The 21795-nt window shown below is 71.5% G+C and carries 23 protein-coding genes; 8 read left to right on the forward strand and 15 right to left on the reverse strand.

The features are described from left to right. Positions 1-56: 56 nt before the first annotated feature. On the reverse strand, positions 57-278 hold the full coding sequence (locus DJ74_RS02890) for a hypothetical protein (protein WP_094522210.1): 222 nt from the start codon (positions 276-278) through the stop codon (positions 57-59). Between the two features lie 255 nt (positions 279-533). Here DJ74_RS02890 and DJ74_RS02895 point away from each other — a divergent pair, with 255 nt between their 5' ends. Both DJ74_RS02895 and DJ74_RS19010 read left to right on the forward strand, forming a co-directional pair. After that, on the forward strand, positions 534-1619 hold the full coding sequence (locus tag DJ74_RS02895; protein ID WP_094526301.1) for an asparaginase: 1086 nt from the start codon (positions 534-536) through the stop codon (positions 1617-1619). A gap of 72 nt (positions 1620-1691) precedes the next feature. Further along, positions 1692-2861 carry a hypothetical protein gene (locus DJ74_RS19010; protein WP_094526302.1) on the forward strand — a complete coding sequence of 390 codons (1170 nt, stop codon included), beginning with the start codon at positions 1692-1694 and terminating at the stop codon, positions 2859-2861. Between the two features lie 30 nt (positions 2862-2891). Here DJ74_RS19010 and DJ74_RS02905 read toward each other — a convergent pair whose 3' ends face one another. The 9 genes from DJ74_RS02905 to cheB all read right to left on the reverse strand — a co-directional run bounded on the left by DJ74_RS02905 (position 2892) and on the right by cheB (position 13011). Continuing rightward, positions 2892-4100: a carbohydrate kinase family protein gene (locus DJ74_RS02905; protein ID WP_094526314.1), complete on the reverse strand. Its 1209-nt coding sequence runs from the start codon at positions 4098-4100 to the stop codon at positions 2892-2894. Next, a complete protein-coding gene (locus DJ74_RS02910; protein WP_094526303.1) occupies positions 4097-5068 on the reverse strand; it encodes a ribose 1,5-bisphosphate isomerase in 972 nt (323 codons plus the stop codon). The genes DJ74_RS02905 and DJ74_RS02910 overlap by 4 nt, the downstream gene beginning before the upstream one ends. Positions 5069-5144: 76 nt before the next feature. Continuing rightward, a complete protein-coding gene (locus DJ74_RS02915; protein WP_094526315.1) occupies positions 5145-5804 on the reverse strand; it encodes a class II aldolase/adducin family protein in 660 nt (219 codons plus the stop codon). 11 nt (positions 5805-5815) lie between these two features. Beyond that, a complete protein-coding gene (locus DJ74_RS02920) occupies positions 5816-6529 on the reverse strand; it encodes an HAD family hydrolase (protein WP_094526304.1) in 714 nt (237 codons plus the stop codon). 194 nt (positions 6530-6723) lie between these two features. Further along, positions 6724-7596, reverse strand: coding sequence for a CheF family chemotaxis protein (locus tag DJ74_RS02925; RefSeq protein ID WP_094522216.1), 873 nt, complete (start codon positions 7594-7596; stop codon positions 6724-6726). After that, positions 7597-8808 (reverse strand): HEAT repeat domain-containing protein, encoded by a 1212-nt coding sequence (locus DJ74_RS02930; protein WP_094522217.1) that lies wholly within the window; start codon positions 8806-8808, stop codon positions 7597-7599. Beyond that, complete coding sequence (locus tag DJ74_RS02935) at positions 8808-9611, reverse strand: protein-glutamate O-methyltransferase CheR (RefSeq protein WP_094526305.1); 804 nt, start codon at positions 9609-9611, stop codon at positions 8808-8810. The genes DJ74_RS02930 and DJ74_RS02935 overlap by 1 nt, the downstream gene beginning before the upstream one ends. Next, positions 9608-11887: a chemotaxis protein CheA gene (locus DJ74_RS02940; RefSeq protein ID WP_094526306.1), complete on the reverse strand. Its 2280-nt coding sequence runs from the start codon at positions 11885-11887 to the stop codon at positions 9608-9610. The genes DJ74_RS02935 and DJ74_RS02940 overlap by 4 nt, the downstream gene beginning before the upstream one ends. Further along, positions 11887-13011 carry a chemotaxis-specific protein-glutamate methyltransferase CheB gene (gene cheB, locus DJ74_RS02945; RefSeq protein ID WP_176451297.1) on the reverse strand — a complete coding sequence of 375 codons (1125 nt, stop codon included), beginning with the start codon at positions 13009-13011 and terminating at the stop codon, positions 11887-11889. Before cheB ends, DJ74_RS02940 begins: the two co-directional genes overlap by 1 nt. A 102-nt stretch (positions 13012-13113) precedes the next feature. Between cheB and DJ74_RS02950 the strand changes: the two genes are divergently transcribed. From DJ74_RS02950 to DJ74_RS02965, 4 genes are all read left to right on the forward strand, one after another. Continuing rightward, on the forward strand, positions 13114-13593 hold the full coding sequence (locus DJ74_RS02950; protein ID WP_094526308.1) for a chemotaxis protein CheW: 480 nt from the start codon (positions 13114-13116) through the stop codon (positions 13591-13593). 105 nt (positions 13594-13698) lie between these two features. Further along, positions 13699-14394, forward strand: a complete 696-nt coding sequence (locus tag DJ74_RS02955) for an ATPase domain-containing protein (RefSeq protein ID WP_094526309.1) — start codon at positions 13699-13701, stop codon at positions 14392-14394. Further along, complete coding sequence (locus DJ74_RS02960; RefSeq protein ID WP_094526310.1) at positions 14394-14780, forward strand: hypothetical protein; 387 nt, start codon at positions 14394-14396, stop codon at positions 14778-14780. The genes DJ74_RS02955 and DJ74_RS02960 overlap by 1 nt, the downstream gene beginning before the upstream one ends. A gap of 43 nt (positions 14781-14823) precedes the next feature. Then, positions 14824-15432, forward strand: a complete 609-nt coding sequence (locus tag DJ74_RS02965; RefSeq protein ID WP_094526311.1) for a hypothetical protein — start codon at positions 14824-14826, stop codon at positions 15430-15432. Between the two features lie 61 nt (positions 15433-15493). On the opposite strand, the gene DJ74_RS02970 is transcribed toward DJ74_RS02965, so the two are convergent. After that, positions 15494-16096 carry a hypothetical protein gene (locus tag DJ74_RS02970; RefSeq protein ID WP_094522225.1) on the reverse strand — a complete coding sequence of 201 codons (603 nt, stop codon included), beginning with the start codon at positions 16094-16096 and terminating at the stop codon, positions 15494-15496. Positions 16097-16227: 131 nt separating this feature from the next. Here DJ74_RS02970 and glmM point away from each other — a divergent pair, with 131 nt between their 5' ends. Together glmM and DJ74_RS02980 are read left to right on the forward strand one after the other, a co-directional pair. Next, complete coding sequence (glmM, locus tag DJ74_RS02975; RefSeq protein ID WP_094522226.1) at positions 16228-17589, forward strand: phosphoglucosamine mutase; 1362 nt, start codon at positions 16228-16230, stop codon at positions 17587-17589. Positions 17590-17790: 201 nt separating this feature from the next. Further along, positions 17791-18081 carry a hypothetical protein gene (locus tag DJ74_RS02980; RefSeq protein ID WP_094522227.1) on the forward strand — a complete coding sequence of 97 codons (291 nt, stop codon included), beginning with the start codon at positions 17791-17793 and terminating at the stop codon, positions 18079-18081. A gap of 96 nt (positions 18082-18177) precedes the next feature. Here the strand turns inward: DJ74_RS02980 and DJ74_RS02985 are convergent, their stop codons facing one another. From DJ74_RS02985 to DJ74_RS03000, 4 genes are all read right to left on the reverse strand, one after another. Further along, the gene (locus DJ74_RS02985) at positions 18178-18843 is read right to left on the reverse strand and encodes an Sjogren's syndrome/scleroderma autoantigen 1 family protein (RefSeq protein WP_094526312.1); all 666 of its coding nucleotides are present in this window, start codon (positions 18841-18843) and stop codon (positions 18178-18180) included. Positions 18844-18927: 84 nt separating this feature from the next. Continuing rightward, the gene (gene sufU, locus DJ74_RS02990; protein WP_094522229.1) at positions 18928-19350 is read right to left on the reverse strand and encodes a Fe-S cluster assembly sulfur transfer protein SufU; all 423 of its coding nucleotides are present in this window, start codon (positions 19348-19350) and stop codon (positions 18928-18930) included. A gap of 94 nt (positions 19351-19444) precedes the next feature. Beyond that, positions 19445-19978: a response regulator gene (locus tag DJ74_RS02995; RefSeq protein ID WP_094522230.1), complete on the reverse strand. Its 534-nt coding sequence runs from the start codon at positions 19976-19978 to the stop codon at positions 19445-19447. 350 nt (positions 19979-20328) lie between these two features. Next, positions 20329-21606, reverse strand: a complete 1278-nt coding sequence (locus DJ74_RS03000; protein ID WP_094526313.1) for an aminotransferase class V-fold PLP-dependent enzyme — start codon at positions 21604-21606, stop codon at positions 20329-20331. Positions 21607-21795 lie beyond the last annotated feature (189 nt).

Raw genomic sequence — 21795 nt, forward strand, 5'->3', positions numbered from 1 at the left:
TGGTCGGACGGTTCGGTGCGTCTGGAGGGCGACGCCTCGGCGCTGCCGGTCCGCGGTCAGCGCTTGTAGTCGTGGCCGAGCGCGAGCGCCAGCGCGTTCGCGAACAGCAGGGCGACGAACAGCCGTCCGGTGCCGCCGTCGAGCCCCGAGTACAGCAGGGCGGGGTACGTGGCAGGGATGGCGATCGCGGCCCAGAAGGCGGCGGCTTTCAGGGTGCCGGTCATCAGCCCGGCGACCTGTCGGCCGGAGGCGAGGCGCGTGGGGGCGGGGATAGACATTGACAGTTTCGTGTATGTCTGGGGACCCCATATATCCAGCAGAGGGTTCGGGGAATTTCACCACGTTTCTCGACGGGTTACGAACGTTTTAACACGGGCACAAAATCATTTTAACCGTTTATACGTCTCTCTAATCCTTTTCTCTCGTGATCGCGAGAGCCGAGCGGACGACCGCCGGTCGCCCCCGATCGGCACCGGGTCCGGCGCGGCTGCCGCGGGACCAACCGCTTTGGTCCTCCGGGAGAACGGGGAGGTATGACGGACACGGAGCCGACGGCGGAACGCGGAGCGCGGAACGGGGGACGGACCGCGGCCGACGGCTGGGCGAAACCGCGAGTGGCCGTCGTCGCCTGCGGCGGCACCATCGCGTCCGAGCCGGACGACGGCGGCGCCGCGCCGGCGAAGACCGGCGACGACCTCGTCGCGGCGGTCCCGGGCGTCGAGCGGTACGCGACCGTGAGCGCCCGCGAGGTCTGCTCGCAGCCGGGGTTCGACGTGCGGTGGCGCGACGTGCTCGCGACCGCGGACGCGGCGCGCGAGGCGGTCGCGGGGGGCGCCGACGGCGTCGTCGTCACCCACGGCACCGACACGCTCGCGGACACCGCCTTCGCGCTCGACCTCCTCACCGACCTCGACGCGCCGGTGGTCGTCACGGGCGCCCAGCGCCGGCTCGACGAGGTCTCCAGCGACGCGCCCGCGAATCTGACGCTCGCGGTCCGCGCCGCCGCCGACGACCGGTTCGCGCCGGGCGTTCACGTCGCGTTCGACGACGAACTCCACGCGGCCCGCGACGTGATCAAGGGCCACAGCAACGCGCTCTCGACGATGACCTCGCCGGGGGCCGGACCGGTCGCGACGTTCACCCGGGCCGGGTCGCGGCTCGTCCGCGAGCCGCGGCGCGGGGTCGGTGTCGACCCGCTCGCGGACGCGATCGAAAGCGCCCACGATGTCCCCGAGGTCCCCGTGGTCCACTCCGGAACGGGAGTCGGCGCCGGCGCGGTCGAGCGCGCCGTCGACGCCGGCGTCGGGGGGCTCGTGATCGAGGGGACCGGCCTCGGCAACGCGACCGCCGCGATCGGCGACGCGGTGGCCGACGCCCTCCCGGAGACGCCCGTCGTCGTCGCCGGCCGCCCGCCGGCGGGACCGACCGACCCGGTGTACGGGACGCCCGGGGGCGCGGTCACGCTGGCGGAGCGCGGCGTGACGTTCGCCGGCCCGCTCCCGGCGTCGAAGGCGCGGGTCGCGCTCGGGCTCGGGCTCGCGGCCGGCCTCGACCGCGGCGAGCGGGACGCCGAGGGCGTCGCCCTCGGCGACCTGTTCCGAACGCCGGGGAGCGTCTGAGCGCCGGAGATAGCACAGAGAAGCGTTTGTGCCTACGGGAAGCCCTTATGCGCGTCCCGCGTAGCGACGGCCATGATCCGACGCACGCGGCGGACGGTCCTGTGCGGTCTCGGCGCCGGAGGCGTCGCCGCGCTCGCCGGCTGTACGAGCGGAGGCGATCCGGGGGCCGGCGACGGCGCAGGCGGGAGCGACGGTACCGACGGAGGAGACGGGGATGACGGCGGTGACGGCGACGACGACAGCGATCCGGACCCCGAGACCGAGGTGCATCAGGTCGGCGGCGCCCTCTCGGGCCCGGCGTGGAGCCGCGAGGAGCGCCGCGGATTCGCCGCGCTGATCACCGATGAGAGCGACGCCGCGTGGCTGCTCCGGGAGGCGCCTGAAGAGACGGTCGCGTTCGTCGAGGCGACCGACTTCGACGAGTCGGCGCTCGCGTACGTCGAGTCGGTCGGGCCGACGACCTGTCACGCCGCGATCGCGTTCGCCGACGTCGCCGTCGAGAACGGGACCCTCGTCGCGAGCGCGACCGTCGAGGGCCCCGGCGACGAGGACGTCGCCTGCGGGGAGGCGATCACCTTCTCCGGGGCCTTCCTCCGGGTCACGACCGACGCGCTCCCCGAGTCGGTCCGAGTGTCGGTGACGGACGGCTGGGGCGAGACGGCCGAAGTCACCGGCGAGGACGGCGTGCTCGACCCCGAGCGACTCGCCGGGTACGTCCGCCCCGACGGCGACCCCGAGGCGGTCCCCGACGGGTTCGACTGCGGGGCGGACGACTTCCGGCGTCATCCCGCCGTCTACGAGGACGGCGTGTCGTGGGGCTCCGGCGGCGGCGTCGACGGGGACGGCGGCCTCGAACTCCGCGTCGTGGACCCGGACGACGCCGGCGAGGCCGCCGCGTTCGAGCGCGGCGACGAGGTCCGGATCGAGCTGACGAACGTCTCCGGGCGCGAGAGACACGTCGGGAACCAGGGGAAGTACAACCTCGAACTACGGACCGAGGCCGGGTGGACCGAGGTCCGCGGCGGCGAGGAGGGTGCCACGTTCGACTACACCGACGAGGCGATCGCCGTTCGGCCGGGCGAAACGCTCGCGTGGGAGTTCGAGATGACCGAGACGGGACTGATCGAGGGCGGTCCCCACGCCGACGCGCTGCGGGTCTGCCCCGATCTGGTACCGGGCCGGTACCGGTTCGTCTTCTTCGGTGCCGACGACCTCGCGGTCGCGTTCGACTACGCGGGGTAGTCCGGCGTCGCCGCGCGCGGCCGCGGCCGCCTAGACGCGCACCTCTATCAGGAGGTCCGACTCGGGGGAGTCGCCCATCGCCTCGCGGATCCGGTCCCACGAGAGGCTCGCGCGGGCGGTCACCGTCTCGGCCGCGATCGCGCCGCAGGCGTTGCCGACGAGCAGGGGCACCTGGTAGTCGCGCGGGTCGTGCGAGAATCCGCCGTCGACGATGTCGGGCTCACGGAGGGCCGCGCCGAGGAATCCGGCCGCGAAGGCGTCGCCGGCGCCGGCCGTGTCGACCGGGTCGACGTCGAAGCCGGGATGCGAGACGTCGCCGTGCGGCGTCCGGACCGTCGCGCCCTCGTCCCCGAGCTTGATCGCGACCACGCGGTCCGTCGGCTCCCACGGGTCGATGTCGGTCGAGTCGGCCAGCGCGTCCGCCTCCCGAGCGTTCAGAAACAGGGCGTCGGCCGCGTGGAGCGCGGCCTCGAACTCCCGGTCCCCGACGCGCCGCCCGGGGTCGAAGCTGCGGGTCGCGCCCGCCTCGCCCGCCGCGGTCGCCAGCGCGGCCGCCGTCTCCGGCTGCTGTCCCGTCAGGTGGAGGTGGTCGGCCGCCGTCAGGGTGTCGCGGTCGAGCCCGGCCGCGGTGAACGACTCGTTGGCGCCGTCGTTCGCCAGCATCAGCAGCTCGCCGCCGCCGTCGACGATCACGTACTTCACCGAGGTGGGCTCGTCGGCGTCGACGAGCACCTGGCCGGGGTCGACGCCGGCGCTCGCGAGCTCGCGGAGCGCGAGCGCGCCCGACTCGTCGCCGCCGACGCTCCCGTAGACGACGGACTGCCCGCCGAGGTCGACGAGCCCGACCGCGACGTTCGCGGCGCTGCCGCCCCCGGACTGTTCGAGCCGCTCGATCCGGGTCTCGCCGTCCGGCTCCGGCAGTCGGTCGACGTGGATCGTCACGTCCCAGTTGATGTGACCCGCGGCGATCACCTTCGGCACGCGGCTCGACTCCTCCGGCGCGAGGTCGGGGTCGTCGCCGACCGGCCCGGATCCGCCCGGCGCTCCCGCGCCGTCGCCCGGTTCGGCGTCCTCCGCTTCCCACTCGGAGACCTCCTCGTCCCACTCCGCGACCTCCTCCTCCCAGTCGTCGCGCCCGGTCTCGCTCCCGTCTCCGTTCTCGCTCCCGTCTCCGTTCCCGCTCCTCTCTCCGTTCCCGCTCCTCTCTCCGTTCCCGCTCCTCTCTCCGTTCCCGCTCATGGCTCCGCCCACGGCTCCGCGGCCCCCTCGCCGAACAGCTCCCGCATGAGCGTCACGATGCTCTCCGGCGGGAACTGCCCGTGCTCGGTGACGATCGCGTCCATGTACCGCGGCGGCGTCACGTCGAAGGCGGGGTTCTCGACCGCGATCTCGCCGATCTCCTCGCGGTCCTCGGTCCCGATCACCTCGCTCTCGTCGCGCATTTCGATCTCGACGGTGTGACCCGTCAGCGTCTCCGGGTGGAGCTTGATCGTCTGGGCCGCGGTCATGATCGGAACGCCGCGCTCGCGGGCGTTGACCGCGAGCCCCGAGGTGCCGATCTTGTTGATCACGCCCCCGTCGGCGGCGATCGAGTCGGCCCCCACGACGACGTGGTCGACCTCGTCGAGGTAGCGCCGGGCCGCGGAGTCGACGATGAGCGTGACCGGGACCCCGGCGTCGCGGAGCTGTTCCGCGGTGATGTGGCCCTGCTGTCGCGGACGCGTCTCCTTGACGACCGCCGAGATCGACTTCCCCTGCTCGACGGCCGCCTCGATGCACGCGAGCGCGTCGGTCGAGTGACAGTGCGTCATCACCGTGTCGCCGTCGGCGAGGCGGTTGGCGCCCACCCGCCCGAGGTCCTCCTGCGCGCGGTCGAGCTGGCGGACGAACGCCTCGCTCGCGTCGACCACGCTCCGGCGGAGCCGATCGACGTCGTCGCCCTCCATCCGCTGGAGGACGTACCGGAGGGCGTTCGGCAGCGAGACGGCCGTGGGGCGGGTCTCGCGGAGGTCGCGGGCCGCGGAGCGCATCGACGCGCGGAACGCCGTCGGGTCGCTCGCGGTCCGCCCGCTCTTCGCGGCCGCGCGCGCCTGCTCGGCGAGCGCCTCGGCGGCGGCGGAGGCGATGGTCGCCGCCCCGCGGATCTCCATCGTCGCGATCTCCTCGGCGGTCTCGCGCACCGCGGCCGCCGGCTCGTGCTCGGTCATATCGATCCGGTAACCGGCCGGGTATTTATATAACCGGGCGACTGGCCGAGAGTCCGGCCTCACTCCGCGTCCCGCCCTACTCCGAGTCCGGCTGCTGGCCGTAGCTCTCGAACCGCTCCTCGACGGTCGCCAGCTGGTCGTCGGTGAGGACGGTGGGCTCGCCGACCGCCGACGCCCGGAGGTAGAGTCGGCAGAGGTCCTCGACGTGGCGCGTGTTCTCGACCGCGGTCTCCAGGTCCGGCCCGGTCACCACCAGCCCGTGATTCGCGAGGATCGCCGCGTCGGAGTCGGCCTCGGCCATCGCGGCGACGACGTTCGCGGCCAGTTCCTCGGTCCCGTACGGCGCGTAATCCGCGAGCGGCACCTCCCGGCCCACCGAGACGATCATGTAGTGGACCGGCGGGAGCCGCCGGCCGAGCGTCGCCATCGTCGTCGCCCACGGGGAGTGGGTGTGGACGATCGCGCCCGGCCGGTCGTGCTTGTAAATCCCCGTGTGCATCGGCACCTCGCTTGACGGTGCCATCCGGCCCGCCAGGCGCTCGCCGTCGAGGCCGACGACCGGCACGTCGTCGGCGTCGAAGGAGTCGTACGGCACGCCCGTCGGCGTCACCGCGACCGCGTCGCCGTCGCGGACGCTGAGGTTCCCGGTCCGGCCGGGCGTCAGGCCGGCGAGCGCCGGCGCGTACTCGACGACGGACTCGCGAGCGTCGCGGAGCAGGTCGGGGTCGGGATCCATCGGGTCCCAGCTCACGGCGCCACCTCCGTCAGGTCGGCGAAGGCGTCCGGGCGGTAGTCCGGTCGCCGCCGCTCCGGGAGCTCGTCGTCGGCCGGCACGTCGCCGCCGGCGTCGAACAGGGCGGTGTCCATCCCGACCGCGTTCGCGCCCGCGACGTCGGCGTCGACGTTGTCGCCGACCATCAGCGCCTCGCTCGGCCGGCAGTCGAACGCCGCGAGGGCGGTCGTGAATGGCAGCGCGCTCGGCTTCTCGCGGCCCACCTCCTCGGAGGTGACGAGCCGGTCGATCCGGTCGTCGATCTCCAGTCGAGCGAGCTTCTGCAGCTGGACTCGGGTCGTGAGGTTGGTCACGACCGCGACATCGACCCCCGCCGCCGCGAGCGCGTCGAAGACCGACTCCACGCCGTCACAGAGCCGCATCTCGGACGCGTACCCCTCCCAGTAGGCGTCGCCGAGCGCGAGCGCGGTCGCGGCGTCCCGCTCGCCCGCGTGGCGCCGGAGCGCGCGCTTGAAGTAGATGTGCCGGTCGTGAGAGGCTGCGGTGCCGGCCGTCTCGCGCTTCGCCTCCAGTCGCGCGGTCGCGTACAGCTCGTCGAACGCCTCGCGGTCCATCTCGTACCCGCGCTCGCGGAACGCCGCGAGCGCCGCCCGCTTGCCGGCCTCGTTGCAGGGCGGATACGGGTACAGGGTGTTGTCGAGGTCGAAACAGACGGCCTCGTAGCTCATGTCCCCACTCGGCCGGGCGGCGACTTAAGCGTGGTTCGACGCGGTCGCTCCGTCGATTTATAAGCGATACCGCGGCCAGCGCGCCCGTGAGCTGAGCCGTCGTCCGCGGCGGCCGAGGCGGGAGCCCGGCGCACCGCCGCGAGAGGGACCGCGCCGGCTGTTCGCTCGGGTCCGTCAGCGATCGGTCCGACCGCTCACTGCTCGTTCATCGCCTCGCTGGCGATGTTCCGACCGCGGGAGTTGAGCGCCACCTCGCGGCGCACCCGCACCTCCTCGACCACGTCAAGCTCGACGAGCCGCTCGAACGTCTCCTCGACCGCGTCGACGTCCATCCCGAGGAACGACGGGATCTCGAACGGCGAGACGCCGGAGTACAGCGCCATCAACACCTCCCGGTCGCGGCTGGAGAGGTCGACGTTCGTCGAACTGCGCTCCTCGCCCTTCCGGAGCCACGCCTCGACGAACCGCATCCGGTTGGGATCGCCGGCGACGTGCGTCTCGATGCTGGTGCCCTCGTCGTCGGTGTGAGACACCTCGATGACGGGCTTCTTCTCGCCGTTGACGGTGCGTTTGGCCGCGTCGAGGCCGCTGATATCGTCGAGGTCGAACTTCACGAACGCGCCGCTCTCCAAGGCGGCGTTGAGCCCGTTCTCGTCGATCTTCACGCGGGCCTGCTCCCACTCGGTCTCCTGGACGACGCCGCCCTCGATCGCGGGGTGTTTGGCGGTCACCGTCCGCTGGTCGAGCAGCGCCCGGTAGACGTCGCGCTCGAACGCCTCGTGGTCCGACGCCGCGACCAACAGCACCTGGTTTCCGAGGTCGAAGCTCACGTAGTTCGAGACGCGCGCGACCGACTGGTTGGCGTCGTGGCGCCCGCCCAGCCCCCGGAGCTCCGAGAGTGGGATCGTTCGCTTCCCGTCGTTGCCGGCGAGGATGAGCCGCCGGTTCGAGAGGAGCACCCGCCCCGGCGTCCACGAGACGTCGCTCACCTTCCGACCCTCTCGGACGGCGACCGCGAAGCGACCCTGCGTGTCCGTCACCTTGTACTCGCCGCCGCCGTCGGACATCTACGGTCCCCCCGCCCGGAGCTTGGACACCGCGGAGAACACCCGTTGCCGGACCGCGGAGCTCTCGTCGTCGGTGAGGTCTTCGAGCCGGTTCAGCGTCTCCTGCCCGCCGATCTGCCCGAGGACGAACACCGCCTTCGCCCGCGCGTCCTCCGGGTGTTCGGTGCCGAGCCGGTCGAGCAGCCGGTCCTCGACGATCGGGCCTCCGAGGCTCTTGAGGCTCGTGGCCGCGAACTGAGCTGTCTGCGCGTCCTCGTCGGCGAGCGCGTCCGCGAGCGCCTCGACCGCGAGCGCCGACTCCGGCTCCGCGACGCGACCGAGGATCCACGCCGCGTTCCGCCGCTGGCGGCTCTGCTGGCCGTCCGTGAGGATCTCGACGAGCGGCTCGACGACCGTGGCGTCGTCCGCCGACTTCAGCTCGGAGACGACGCGGTCGCGGACCGCGTGGCTCTGCTCGGTCGGCACGTTCGACAGCAGCTCGATCACCGAGTACACCGCGGCGTTCCGGACGACCGCGCTCTCGTCGCCGAGCGCGCGCGCCAGCGGCTCAACCGGCTCGGGGTTGTTCGCCTTCCCGAGCGCGCCGGCGGCGATCCGCCGGAGCGACTCGTCGCCGTCGTCGAGGAGGTCGAGCAGCGGCGACAGCGCCTGGTCCGTCCCCACGTTCCCGAGGGCGTTCGCCGCGGCGCGCTTGACCCGCGGATCGCCGTCGTCGAGCCGCTCCGTCAGCGCCGGCACCGACCGCGGGTCCGCGAACGTCCCGCAGGCCTGACAGGCTCGCAGCCTGACCCGGGGGTCCTCGTCGTCGAGCGCCTCGACGAGGTGCTGGAGCCCGCTGGCGTCGTCGAGCCCGCCGAGCGCGTTCGCGGCGGCCATCCGGAGCTCCGGGCGGTCGGCCTTGAGCGCGCGGGCGAACTTGCGGGCGGTGACCCACTCCGCCTCGGAGCCGCTGGTGCCGGTGAGCTCCTCGAGCAGTTGTTCGAGCGCCGCCTGTCCGAGTTCGTCGAGCGCGTCGACCGCGGCGCCGCGGACCTCCGCGTCGTCGTCTCTCGTCGCCGCCCGGAGGAGTCCCTCGACCGTCGCCTGGTCGTCGACGTCGCCGACCTCCCCCAGAAACTCGGCCGCTCGGCGCCGGACCGCGGCGCTGTCGCTGCTCAGCGCGTCCCTGAGCCGTTCCGCGTTCCCGTCCCGGGCGTACTGGTACAGGGACATCAGACCCTCCCGAACACCCGTCGGCGCTTGTCGATCGGCTCGTACCTGTCGGACCGCCCCGGCGGGACGCTCTCCGTCATCCCGAGCACGAGCACGCCGTCGTCGGCGATCGACGCCTCGAGCGTGTCGAACAGCGCGCCCTTGTGGTCGACGTCGATGTAGATCAGGAGGTTGCGACACAGCACGACGTCGAACGGGTCGCGCGCGCCGTCGCGGATCAGGTCGTGCGTCTCGAAGTCGACGAGCCGCTGGACCGCCCGCCGAACCCGAAACGTGTCGCCGTCGCGCTCGACGTAGCGGTCGGGGTCCGAGAGCGGCTCCAGCTCCTCCGCGATGTCCGTCGTCCGAGTCGTGTGATAGACGCCGTCGCGGGCGTTGTCGAGCGCCTCTTCGCTGATGTCGGAGCCGAGCACCTCGATCCGCGACTCGTCGATCTCGGGGTCGTCGCAGGCGAGCATCGCGACCGAGTACGGCTCTCGACCGTCCGCCGAGGGAGCCGACCAGACGCGGACCCGCCGCTGCTCGCTCGTCCGCTCGCGGAGCACGTCGCGGAGGACGTCCCACATCTCGGCGTTGCGGAAGAACTCCGTCACGTTGATCGTGAGCGCGTCCATCAGCGCACGCCGCTCCTCGTCGTCCTCCCGAAGCAGGCGCTCGTACTCCGCGTGCGACTCAGTGTCGCGGCGGCGCATCCGCGCCGTGATCCGGCGGTCGAGGTACGACTCGTTGTAGTAGCCGGGCTCGAACGGAACGGTGTCGTCGATCTGACGGAGGACGCCCTCGAAGGCGGTCTCGCTGCTCATAGGCTCACCACGTCGAGAACGGCCACGACGTCGCCGTCGCCGAGGACCGCCGTGCCGCTCAGTCCCGGCGTCCCGGACAACGGCCCGTCGAGGGGTTTCACCACCACTTCTTCCTGGTCGAGCACCGCGTCGCAGTGGAGCGCGACCTGCCGGGTCTCCTCGCGGATCCGCACCAGCATCCCCTCGTCGGTGACGCCGCCGTCGGTCGATGCGGCCTCGGCGTCGCTCACCGCGGCCTCGGCGTTCGCCGGCGGTCCGTCCTCCGCTCCGGCGTCGCTCTCTCCGGATCCGTCGCCGATTCCCGAGCCGACCGCCGCGGCGCCGCTCTCCGCGAGGCGCTCGTTCAGTCGGATCACGGGGTAGAGGTCGTCCTCGTGGCGGACGATCTCGTCGCCGTGGACCTCCTCCACGTCGTCGGCGCGGGCGACCTCGGCGATCGACTTGATCGGGATGCCGTACTCCGTGCCGCCGACGTCGACGAACATCACCTTCACGATGGCGACGGTGACCGGGAGGCGGAACCGGACCGTCGTTCCCTCGCCGGGCTCGCTCTCGACCGCGACGGAGCCGTCGAGGTCCCGGGCGGTCGTCCGGACGACGTCCATCCCGACCCCGCGCCCGGAGACGTCGGTGACCTCCTCCGCGGTGGAGAAGCCGGGGTGGAAGACGAGGTCGTACACCTCGTCGTCCTCCATCGCCTCGACCGCCTCGCGGCTCTTGACGTCCTCCTCGACCGCCTTCTCGCGGAGATGGTCCGGGTCGAGTCCGCCGCCGTCGTCGGCGACCTCGATTATCACGTGGTCGCGCTCGCGCTCGGCCGTGAGCCTGACGTGTCCGGTCGGATCCTTGCCGGCGGCCTCGCGCTCCTCGGCGGACTCGATCCCGTGGTCCACCGCGTTCCGCAGGACGTGCACGAGCGGGTCGCGCATCTCCGTGAGGATCGTCCGGTCGAGCTCCACGTCGTCGCCCTCGATCTCGAAGTCGATCCGCTTGTCGAGGTCCCGCGAGATGTCGCGGACGAGCCGCGGGAACGAGTCCGACACCTGCGAGAACGGGATGAGCCGCATGTCCATCGCCGTGTCCTGGAGGCTGGACGCGAGTTTGTCGAGCTCGTCCAGCGTGTCCGACTCGGCGTCCGCCGCCTCCAGCTCGCGCCGGAGCTTGATCCGGCTCGTCACCAGCTGCTCGACGAGCCCGTACAGCTCGTCGACCTGGTCGACGTCGACTCGGATCGACTTGATCTCGTCGCGGTCGGTCGTCTCGGACTGCGAGTCCGGCTGGCCGGCCGAATCGGCGTCGCCGTCCGGAGCGGGCGTCGTATCGGACTCCGCCGGCTCGCCGTCGGGCGCACCCTCGGCCGTCTCTCCCTCGCCGGGGCCGGTCTCTTCGGTCGGCGCCGGCGCCGCCTTTTCGGCCTGCGCGCTCGACTCGTCGCCGTCGGCGACGGCGTCGCCGGTCTCCGCGGCGGCGGCGTCACCGGTCTCCGCGTCGGCGGCGTCACCGGTCTCCGCGGCGGCGAGCGCGGTCGCGACCGACTCGACCTGCGTGAGCGCGCCGAGCCCCTCCGCGACCACGTCGGGGTCGGCGCCGGCGACGAACGCGTCGAACCCCTCGTCGTACTCGCCCTCCTCCAGCGCGTCCGGGTCCGGATCCGTGACGTGGCCGTCGAACTGGCCGTCGAGCGCCTGCAGGACGAGCGCGGCGTCGACGCCGGCCATCGACGTCTCGCCGATCGTCACGTCGGCGTACACCACGGGGGCGTCGAGCCCCGCGGCGGCCGCCGGGAGATCGGGGACGGAGACGTCGTCGCCGTCGGCCGCGTCGTCGTCGCCATTTTCGGCAACCGTGTCGTCGCCGTCGGTCGCGTCGTCGCCGTCGGCCGCCGAGTCGCCGCCGACGGTCCCGTGTTCCTCCATCTCCCGGAGGCGGCCCTCCAGATCCGAGGGGTCGGTCGCGACCTCGCCGGCGTCGGCGATTTCCGCGACCATCGCCTCGACGGTGTCGACCCCCTCGAACAGGAGGTCCATCAGCTCGGGCGTCACCTCGCGGTCGCCCTGTCGGACCGCGTCGAGCAGGTCCTCGAGGGCGTGCCCGAAGTCGGAGACGTCGTCGTACCCCATCGCCGCGGCGTTCCCCTTCAGCGTGTGGGCGACGCGGAACACGTCGTCCATCGCCTCGGCGTCCTCGGGGTCGGCCTCCAGCGCGAGCAGGGCGTTGTTGAGGTCCGTGATGCCGTCCTCCGCCTCGGCGACGAACGCGGCGCGGTGGGAGTCCATCAGGCCCCACCCCGCACGATCGCGCCGGCGACGTCGTCGAGGTCGCGCACCTCGTCGACGCCGCCCGTCTCGACCGCGCGCTTCGGCATGCCGTAGATGACGCAGGTGTCCTCGCTCTGTGCTATCGTCCGGGCGCCGGCGTCGGCCATCGCCCGGATCCCCTCGGCGGCGTCCGAGCCCATCCCCGTCAGCACGACGCCGACCAGCGGGTCGTCGACGACCTCGGCGGCCGAGCGCATCGTCACGTCGGCGGCCGGCGTCACCGACTGCGAGTCGTCCTCGTCGAGCTTCACGCGGAGCCGCCCGGCGCGGTAGCTGTCGATTCGCGTGTGGCTCCCGCCGCGGGCGACGACGGCCTCGCCGGGGCCGATCCGCGCCCCGTCGCTCGCCTCGCGCACGTCGTACGCCGAGGCGGCGTCGAGCCGGTCGGCGAACCGAGCGGTGAACGCCTCCGGCATGTGCTGGACGATGACGATCCGACAGTCCGCCTTCGGCAGCGCCGACATCACGCGCTCGACCGCGTTCGGCCCGCCCGTCGACGAACCGATCACGACCGTCAGCGGGCCGTCGACGTCCACGGCCGCGGTCCCGGGCGAACCGCTCGCGCCGGCCGAGGCGGTCGCGCCCGGCGACGGATCGCTCGCGGCGCCGTCGGCGTCGCTCTCTCGTCGGTCCCGGGTCGCCGCGTCGAGGTCGGCGTCGGCGACCGACTTGACCGCCTCGACCAGCCGGTCGGACTCGCGCGAGACGCCGGTGGATACCTCGCCGCCCGGCTTCGAGAAGAAGTCCACCGCGCCGCGTTCGAGCGCCTCGAACGTCACTTCCGCGCCCTCGGCCGTGTGCGCTGACAGCATCAGGACGGGCGTCGGCGTCTCGTCCATCAGGCGCTCGACCGCCTCCAGCCCCCCCATACCCGGCATTTCGACGTCCATCGTCACCACGTCGGGACGCGTCTCGGCGACCACCGACAGCGCCTCCGCGCCGTCGCCGGCCTCGCCGACCACCGCCACTCCGGCATCCGTCAGGAGATCGGCGATCAGGCCCCGCATGAACGGCGAGTCGTCGACGACAACCACTCGTAAGGAGTCGTCGCGACCGCCCCGCCGATCCGTCGTCCTACTCATGTGCGATAGCGGGCCCAGAATCAGCATAAATCCACGGACCCAGTAATCACCCCTGATAATTCAGGGGACACGGTTATTGGCCCCTTCGCCGCAGGTCAGGCCATGGCAGCCACCGAGACGGAGGCCGAGCCCACGAAGGTGTTGGAGTTCGGACTAGGCGACGGGACGTACTGTCTGGACATCGGCGTCATCGACGAGATCGTCGACGCCGGCGAGCTGACGCGCATCCCCAACTCGCCGGACCACGTCGAGGGCGTGATGGACCTGCGCGGGCGGACGACGACGATCGTCGACCCGAAGACGCTGTTCGACATCGCGGCGGAGGGCCCGCGCGAGCGCATCGTCGTGTTCGACGACGCCGAGATCGACGAGGGCGGTACCGTCGGCTGGATGGTCGACGAGGTGTTCCAGGTCCGCGACGTCGCCCCCGAGGACGTCGATCGGGGCACGACCGTCGACGACGAGGGGATCCGCGGGATCGTCAAGTCCGACGACCGCTTCGTCGTCTGGGTCTCCCCCGACGTCGAGGACGTCGGCGACATCGACGCCGCCGACGTGGTCCCCGAAGACGCCGAGGCGTAGCTCGCGGGGCCGGGACGAGCGTCGCGACGACGGCGGCGGCGCGACAGTTCTCACCAGTGAGAAACGCGAGCCAACCCTTATGCGCCGACCGGCGAGTGGCTTCGTATGCGCGTCACAAGCGGCGTTCCCGGGTTCGACGGTCTCGTGGACGGCGGCTTCCCGGAGAGTCGTTTATACGTTGTAAGCGGCCCTCCCGGCAGCGGGAAAACGACGTTCTGCTCGCAGTTCGCCGCGCAGGGCGCCCGTAACGGCGAGGACGTCCTGTATATCAGCATGCACGAGACCAAGGAGGGGATCCGGCGCGACATGAGCGGGTACGACTTCGGGTTCGACCGCGCGCTCGACACGGACCGAGTCACGTTCCTCGACTCCTTCTCCTCCGACGGCCGCCGGTTCTTCGGCCTCCCGGGCGAGCGTCGGGACCATTCCGGGGTGACGAACCGGCTCACCGGCTTCATCAACTCCCGCGACATCGACCGCGTCGTCTTCGACTCCACCATGCTGTTGCGGTTCCTCCTCGACGACGACGAGGACACGACGATCCAGCTGCTCTCCTCGCTGAAGCGGACCGACGCGACGACGCTCCTCATCTCCGAGATGACCGACCCGAGCGCGTACTCGGAGGAGCACTACCTCGCGCACGGCGTCGTCTTCATGCACAACTACCTCGAGGACGACGGAATGCAGCGCGGGGTCCAGGTGCTGAAGATGCGCGGGACCGACGTTGACACCGACATACAGGACGTTCAGTTCACGGACGGCGGGCTCCGCGTCGGCGCCGCCACGACGGTGACCCACTGATGTACGACCGGACCTTCGGCACGGAGTGGAACGAGCTCACTCGCGAAGAGGCGGTTCGACGGGCGTTCGCCCTCGGCGTCGCGGCGGGCGTCGGGAACGGGCGCTCGGCCGAGCTCGACCGCGTGATGGAGGCGTTCCCGAGCGCGTACGACCGGAGCCTCGTCGAACTGGCGTACGACGAGGGGCGGACCAAGGCGCTCGACGCCGCCGACGACGCGGACGACCCGGAGGAGGTCTGGGAGACGCTCGTCGACGCCGCGGGGACGCCCCGCGAGTCGCCCGTCGGAGCCGCGCTGCCCGGAGCGATAACGGGTCTGACACTAACGCGACCGCCACGAGAGGGTCCCCCGTCGTCACTCGACCTCCCGTCGATGCTGCGGAAGTGATCCCTCGGAAGGGTTTTACGCGATACCCCCTCAACCCAGACACATGACCGTGCTTCCCGACGCTGTCCGCGACGCCGACAGCGTGCTCGTCAGCGGCCCCCCGATGAGCGGGAAGTACGACCTGTTCAACCGGATGCTCGCCGAGTGGACGGACGAACCGGTCGTCATCTCGACCGGCCGCACCGCGGAGAAGGTCCGCGGCGACTACGAGTCGATCACGGGACTGGACGGCGACGACGTGACCGTCATCGACTGCGTCACCCACGAGCAGGGCGACAAGCGCGACGACACGCCGACGACCAAGTACGTCGGCAGCGCCGGGAACCTCACCGACATCGGGATCAAGTTCACCGACGTCGTCGAGTCCTCGACCGGCCGCGACCGCGCGGTCGGCCTCTACTCGCTCTCCCAGCTGTTGATGTACTGGGACCCCGAGCGCATCTACCGATTCACCCGCGTCATGACCTCGCAGACGTCGGGGGAGGGGTGGCCCTTCGTCGGCGTCGTCGGGTCGACGGCGCACGACGAGCAGGTGGTCCACACCCTTCACGAGCCGTTCGAGGTCGTGGTCGAGACGCGCGTGGAGGGCGACGACCGCGAGTTCCGCGTCCGCGGGCGGGTGGGCGGCCCCTCCGACTGGACGCAGTTCTGATCGGAAGCGGCGACCGCGCCGGTCGAACCGGAACCGGAACCGGATCCGGCGGCCGCGACGCTCACCCGATCAGCTCGAACTGCGCCCCCAGCGGCGGCGCGTCGACGATACCCCAGTAGACGAACCGGTACGTCCCGGGACCGAGCGGCGGACAGACGGTCAGGTCGAGGTCGGGGACGGCCGAGGCGATCGCCTCCTCGTCGAGGTCGATCGACCAGCTGTACGCCCCGGTCGGGCCGAACGCCTCCTCGGTACGGGGGAGCTCGACGGCCTCTCCGGTCGTCGAGCCGCGGACGTCGAGCCAGCCCGCCGCGGTCTCCCGCTGGACCGAGTAGGCGTGTCGCCCGAGGGCGGTCGCGGGCTCGTCGCCGGTGTTCCGCAACACCAACCGGAGCGACTGGCCGTACGTCTCCGAGTTGCCCTCGGCGGACAGTTCGACGGTCGTCTCGGCCGTCTCGACGAGCGTCCCCGCAACCTCCTTCTCGAACGGCTGCGAGAGCCGGACGAACTCGTCGTCCCCGCAGGACAGCGTCTCCGGGGTCCCCTCGGGCCCCTGCGGACCGTCGCCGGCGGCGAAGTCGAGGCAGCCGGCGGCGCCGACCGCTCCCGTCGCGGCCAGCGTCGCCCCGGTCCGCGCCAACAGGTCGCGTCGCGTGCGCTCCATGCGAACCGTAGGGGCGGGACCGGTTTCAAGGGCACGCGTTCGGGCGACCGACGCCCCCTCGGACGGGCCGCACCGCCTCGGCGCGCTCGGGGTTCGGAACCGCTTTCCCGTCGGCCGGCCCATGACCGGCCATGGAGCTGTTCGGATCCAGCGGCATTCGCGGGGTCGCGCTACGGTACCTCACGCCGGAGCTCGTCCTCGACATCGCGAAGGCGGCCGGATCGGTGTGGGACGCCGACCGGGTCGCCGTCGCCCGCGACACCCGCACCACCGGCGAGCTGTTCGTCAACGCCGCCGCGAGCGGGCTCGCCGCCGTGGGTTGCGACGTCGACCGACTCGGCGTCGTGCCGACGCCCGCAGTCGGGAACTACTGCGAGTCGACGGGGGTCCCGGCCGTGCTCGTCACCGCCTCGCACAACCCGCCGGAGTTCAACGGGATCAAGCTCGTCGGCGACGACGGCGTCGAGCTCTCGGTCGACGTGCTCGAACGCGTCGAGCGCCGCGTCCTCGACGACGAGTACGACCTCGCCGACTGGCGGACCGCCGGCGCGACGACGGCCGTCGACGGCGCCGTCGACGACTACGTCGACCAGCTGCTCGACGCGGTCGACCGCGAGGCGATCGCCGACGCCGGGCTAACGGTCGCGGTCGACCCCGGTCACGGCGCGGCGTCGGTGGCGTCGCCGCGGATCTACCGCGAGCTCGGCTGTGACGTGCTGACGGTGAACGCGACGCCGGACGGCCACTTCCCCGGTCGCGACTCCGAGCCGATCGCGGAGAACCTCGAAGCGCTCTCCCGGCTCGTCGCGACCTCCGAGGCCGACGTGGGGATCGCCCACGACGGCGACGCGGACCGCGCCGTCTTCGTCGACGAGGACGGCGGATTCGTCGACGGCGACACCTCGTTCGCGGCGATGGCCGACGCCTGCGTGGAGCCCGGCGACAGCGTCGTCAGCGCCGTCAACGTCTCCCAGCGGCTCGTCGACGTCTGCGACGCGAACGACGCCGACCTTGAGCTGACCCCCATCGGCGCGACGAACATCATCACCCGGACGCGCGAGCTCCACGAGGCGGGAGTCAACGTACCCGTCGCCGGCGAGGGGAACGGCGGGCTGTTCTTCCCGCCGTACCGGCTCTCGCGGGACGGCGCGTACATCGGCGCTCGCTTCCTCGAACTGCTCGCGGACGCCGGCGAGCCGGTCAGCGACGTGGTCGCGCCCTACGCCGACTACCACTTCGTGCGCCGGAACGTGGAGTACGCCGACGCCGCCGAGCGCGACGAGATGCTCTCCGCGGCGCGGGCGTACGTCGAGACCGCCGACGCGAAGCCGAACACCACCGACGGCTACCGCCTCGACTACGGCGACGCGTGGGTGCTCGTGCGTCCCTCCGGCACGGAGCCGAAGGTCCGGATCTACGCCGAGTCCGCCGACCCGGACCGCGCCGAGCAGCTCGCGACGGACATGCTGGTGGCCGTCGAGAGCGGGCGGTAGTCGGCGACCGAAGCTTGAGACGGAGACGCCGGGAGCGACGCGTCTCGCTCGAGGCGGCGCCGTTCGCCGGCCCGCGAGCTCCGTGCGGACGCGCCGCGTCGTCGGTCGAACGCGGGGGGCGAGACCGCGTCGACGACACGTGACAGAACCCCGTCAGTTACCGGTAGTAATATATTAACTCATGTTGTAGTAAGAATAGACATGGCCGCGAAGAAGCCCGGCGTCGCATCGCGCATCGACCGAGACGGTTCGACCGCACCGATCGATCTGGTGCGGACGATGGAGAGCAAAACGGAGACGATCACCGGCGCCGTCGCGTCGGGAGCGGTAACGCTGGAGGAGCTGGACCGCTTCGTCCGGCGCGTCGAGCGCGGCGAGGTGGACTGCTGCGACGGGACCGACGCCGTCGTCCGGATCGTCCGGTCGCTGTTGAGCGACCGCCGTCCCAGCTGGGAGGAGATGGAGCCGGCCGGGCGGGCGACGGGCGCCTGACGGCGCGCGTTCGAAAGGATCGGGTATCCGCGGCTTCGGACCGCTCGTTCGCGTTCTCTCTCTGTTCTGAGGCGCCGCGTCCGCTCGCGTCGCTCCCTACCGGTCGAGCGCCGAGAGCGCCTCGGCCGCCTCGCGGGCCGCCCGTAGGTGGTCGCGCGCCCGCCGCGGGTCGTCCGTCTCCTCGGCCGCGACGGCGAACCGATGGAGCGTCCGCGTCAGCGACGCCCGGGCGTCGGCGACGCTCTCGGAGCCGGCAGTCGTCGTCGGGGGGCTCTCGAACGCGCCCGCGGTCGGGTCGGGGACCCCGGTCGACGGCTCCGGGGTCGTCCCAGTCGACGGCTCCGAGGGCGTCCCAGTCGACGGCTCCGAGGGCGTCCCAGTTGACTCCCGGTCGGGGCGCCGCGGCTCGGCCGAACCGTTCGCGCCGGTCGCCGGGGACGGCGCTCCGTCAGTCGGGGGCGTCGGCGAGCGGTCGACCGCGTCCGCGCCGACGTCTCCGGACGCGGCCGAAGTCGAGGTGCCCGCGGTCGGGTCGGCGCTCCCCTCGTCCGCGGCGTCGACCGTGTGGCAGGTCGGGCAGAACTCCTGCCCGTCCTTCCGGAAGATGGGGTCGCCGCAGTCGTCGCAGTGGCGGTTCGTCATCGTCGCCCCCTGCAAGAGGAGCTCCGACATCCGCTGCGTGTGCTCGCGCTTCTCCTCGTCGTCCGCGAGCTTCTCGCGGAGCTTCTCGCGCTCGGCCTCCTTGTCGAACCCGTCGCTCATGGGCGGACGAACGTGGTTGACGAGCAAAAGTCCGGTGGGCTCGGGACGACCGGGGCGCGGCGGCGACCGCCGCTCCGCCGTCGGCTACTCCTCGGTGATCGTGCGGTCGTCCGGGTCGAGCTCGCCGCGGTGGATCTTCGAGCCGTCCTGCGCGACCTGCCGGCCGAGGACCGCGCACTTCACCCGCATCGGTGAGATGTCGACGCCGAGCATCTCCGTGACGTCGTCGGTGTCCATCCCGTGGAGCTCCTCGACCGCCATCCCGTGGAGCCGCTCCGAGAGCATGCTCGCGGAGGCCATCGAGATGGCGCAGCCGTCGCCCGTAAACCGGACCGCTTCGATCGTCTCGCCCGCCTCGTCGAGGTCGACGTCCATCCGGATCGTGTCGCCGCAGGAGGGGTTTTCGCCGACGTGCGTGAAGTCCGGCTCCTCGAGCTCACCGTAGTTGCGCGGGTTCTTGTAGTGGTCGAGGATCTGCTGCCGGTACATGTCCGAGCCCAGTCCCATATCGGGTTCAAATAGGCCAGTGCGGGTCAAAAGGGTTCCGTCGATTGTGACGACCGGGCGCGGGGACCGCGAGCCGACGAGCGTCGGACACCGACTACTCCTCGGATCCGGCGGTCTCTGCGCCCGGCCTCGGCCCGGACGGAGGCGCCGCCGTCTCGGCGGTTCGGGGGCCGTTGCCGGCGACGAGCTCGCGGAGCCGTTCGAGGAGGCGCTCGTACTGCCCGCGTTCCGAGCGCTTCGTGAAGTACCCGTCAGCGCCGGCTTCGAGCGCCAACGCCTCGGTCTCTCCCTCGCGACAGGTGGTGTGGAACAGCACCGGCACGTCGCTCCCGTCGCGGCGGAGTCGACGGACCAACTCGACGCCGGAGCCCTCCGGCAGCCGCTGTTCGGTCACGACACAGTCGACCGCGTCGGCCGCGTCGAACGCCGCGGCGACCCCGTCGACCGACCGGACCGTGACCCCGTCGACCGACCGGTCCGTGAACGCCGCGAACAGCTCCGCCGCGCGCGAGTCGGGTTCGACGTGAAGCACCGCGACGGAGTCGGGTTCCGGCGTCGAGTCGCGGTCGGCGGCGTGCATCTCTGTCTGGGCATCGGGCGCGGCGGCGGACGGTGAAGTGTCGGTCATGAACGGGTGATATCTTCGCAACGCCGCTACGGCCGATTGCAACGGACGTCGCCCTCGTTTTACTATTTTTTACTCGGATAGTAATAATAATTGTGCGACCACCGTTGTCACGCCTCTCGGGTTGCCAGCGGCCCGATCGCTTGTGATGACGATCGACGGGCAGACGGTGGAAACGATGCGAGCCGGGAGCGTCGAACAGCGGAACCGAACGACGGTTCGGGGGCGGCCGGAGAAGCGATTACTTAGTGGTCTTCGACTTGCCGCTCCGGTCCGGCGGTTTCGGCACACTCAGGCCTCGCGTATCGCGGCGGATCCGAGCGAACGGCCGCCCGCGTCGACGCGCGGGGGCCTCAGGCGAACAGGTCGCGCGCCTCGCCGACGACCTCGACGAGAGCGTCGACCTCCTCGACGGTGTTGTAGAGGTAGAAGGAGGCGCGCGCGGAGGCGGAGACGCCCATCTCGTCGTGGAGGGGTTGGGTGCAGTGGTCGCCCGCGCGGATCGCGATCCCGTAGTCGTTGAGGATGCTGGAGAGGTCGTGCGCGTGGACGCCCTCGACGTTGAACGCGACGAGGCCGCCGCGGTCGTCGCCGGGCGGCCCGTAGATCTCCACGCCGCCGAGCGCCGACAGCTCGTCGTAGGCGTACTCGGCGAGGAGGTCCTCGTGGGCCTCGACGCGGTCCATCCCGATCTCCTCTAAGTACTCGATCGCCGCAGCGAAGCCGATCCCCTGCGCGATCGAGGGCGTCCCGGCCTCGAACTTCCACGGGAGGTCCTCCCACGTGGAGTCCTCGAAGGAGACCCGCCGGATCATGTCGCCGCCGTAGAGGTACGGCTGCATCGACTCCAACAGCTCCTCGCGGCCGTACAGCGCGCCGATCCCGGTCGGGCCGCACATCTTGTGCGCGGAGAACGCGAAGAAGTCGACCCCGAGCTCATCGACGTCGACCGCGCGGTTCGGCACCGACTGCGCGCCGTCGGCGAAGATGTACGCGCCGTGGTCGTGCGCGAGGTCGGCCAGCTCGGCGATCGGGTTGATCGTGCCGAGCGTGTTCGAGATGTGGACGACCGACACCATCTGCGTGTTGTCGTCGATGAGGTCCGCCGCGTCGTCCATGTCGAGCCGCCCCTCGTCGGTCACGTCGATAAAGCGCACGTCGGCGCCGGTCCGCTTGCCGATCTGTTGCCAGGTGACGAGCGAGGCGTGGTGCTCCATCTCGGTGAGGACGACGTTGTCACCGGGACCGAGCTCCTCGAGGCCCCACGCGTAGGCGACGAGGTTCATCGCCTCGGTCGTGTTCTTCGTGAAGACGATCTCCTCGCGGCCCGCGGCGCCGACGAAGTCGGCGACCGCGTCGTGGGCCTCCTCGTAGGCGACGGAGGCCTCCTGGCTCAGCTGGTGGATGCCGCGGTGAACGTTGGCGTTGTAGCTCCGGTAGTAGTCCGAGATCTCGTCCACGACCGGGTCGGGGGTGTGCGAGGTCGCCGCGTTGTCGAGGTAGACGAGCGGCGTGTCGTCGCCCGGTCCCTGTCCCGGCGACTCCGGATCCCCGCCGACCTTCCGGTCGAGGACGGGGAAGTCTGCCCGGAGCGCTTCCACGTTGAACGGGTACTGCTCCTGAACTCCCATTACGCTGATTTGGGCCCCGAGCACTAACACATCTTCGGTCCGGCAGGTGTTGCTCGCGACTCGGACGCGGATCGTTCTTAAAAGAAAGGGACGATCTCAGTCACCGCCAACGCTCCGGCCGCTCGATTATAAATGGCTGCTCGGAAGGCAGCCCTGAAGACCTCCGAAACCCCAGCCGCGACGGCTCGC

It is taken from the genome of Halorubrum sp. Ea8 (assembly GCF_002252925.1).
Classification (GTDB): Archaea; Halobacteriota; Halobacteria; order Halobacteriales; family Haloferacaceae; genus Halorubrum.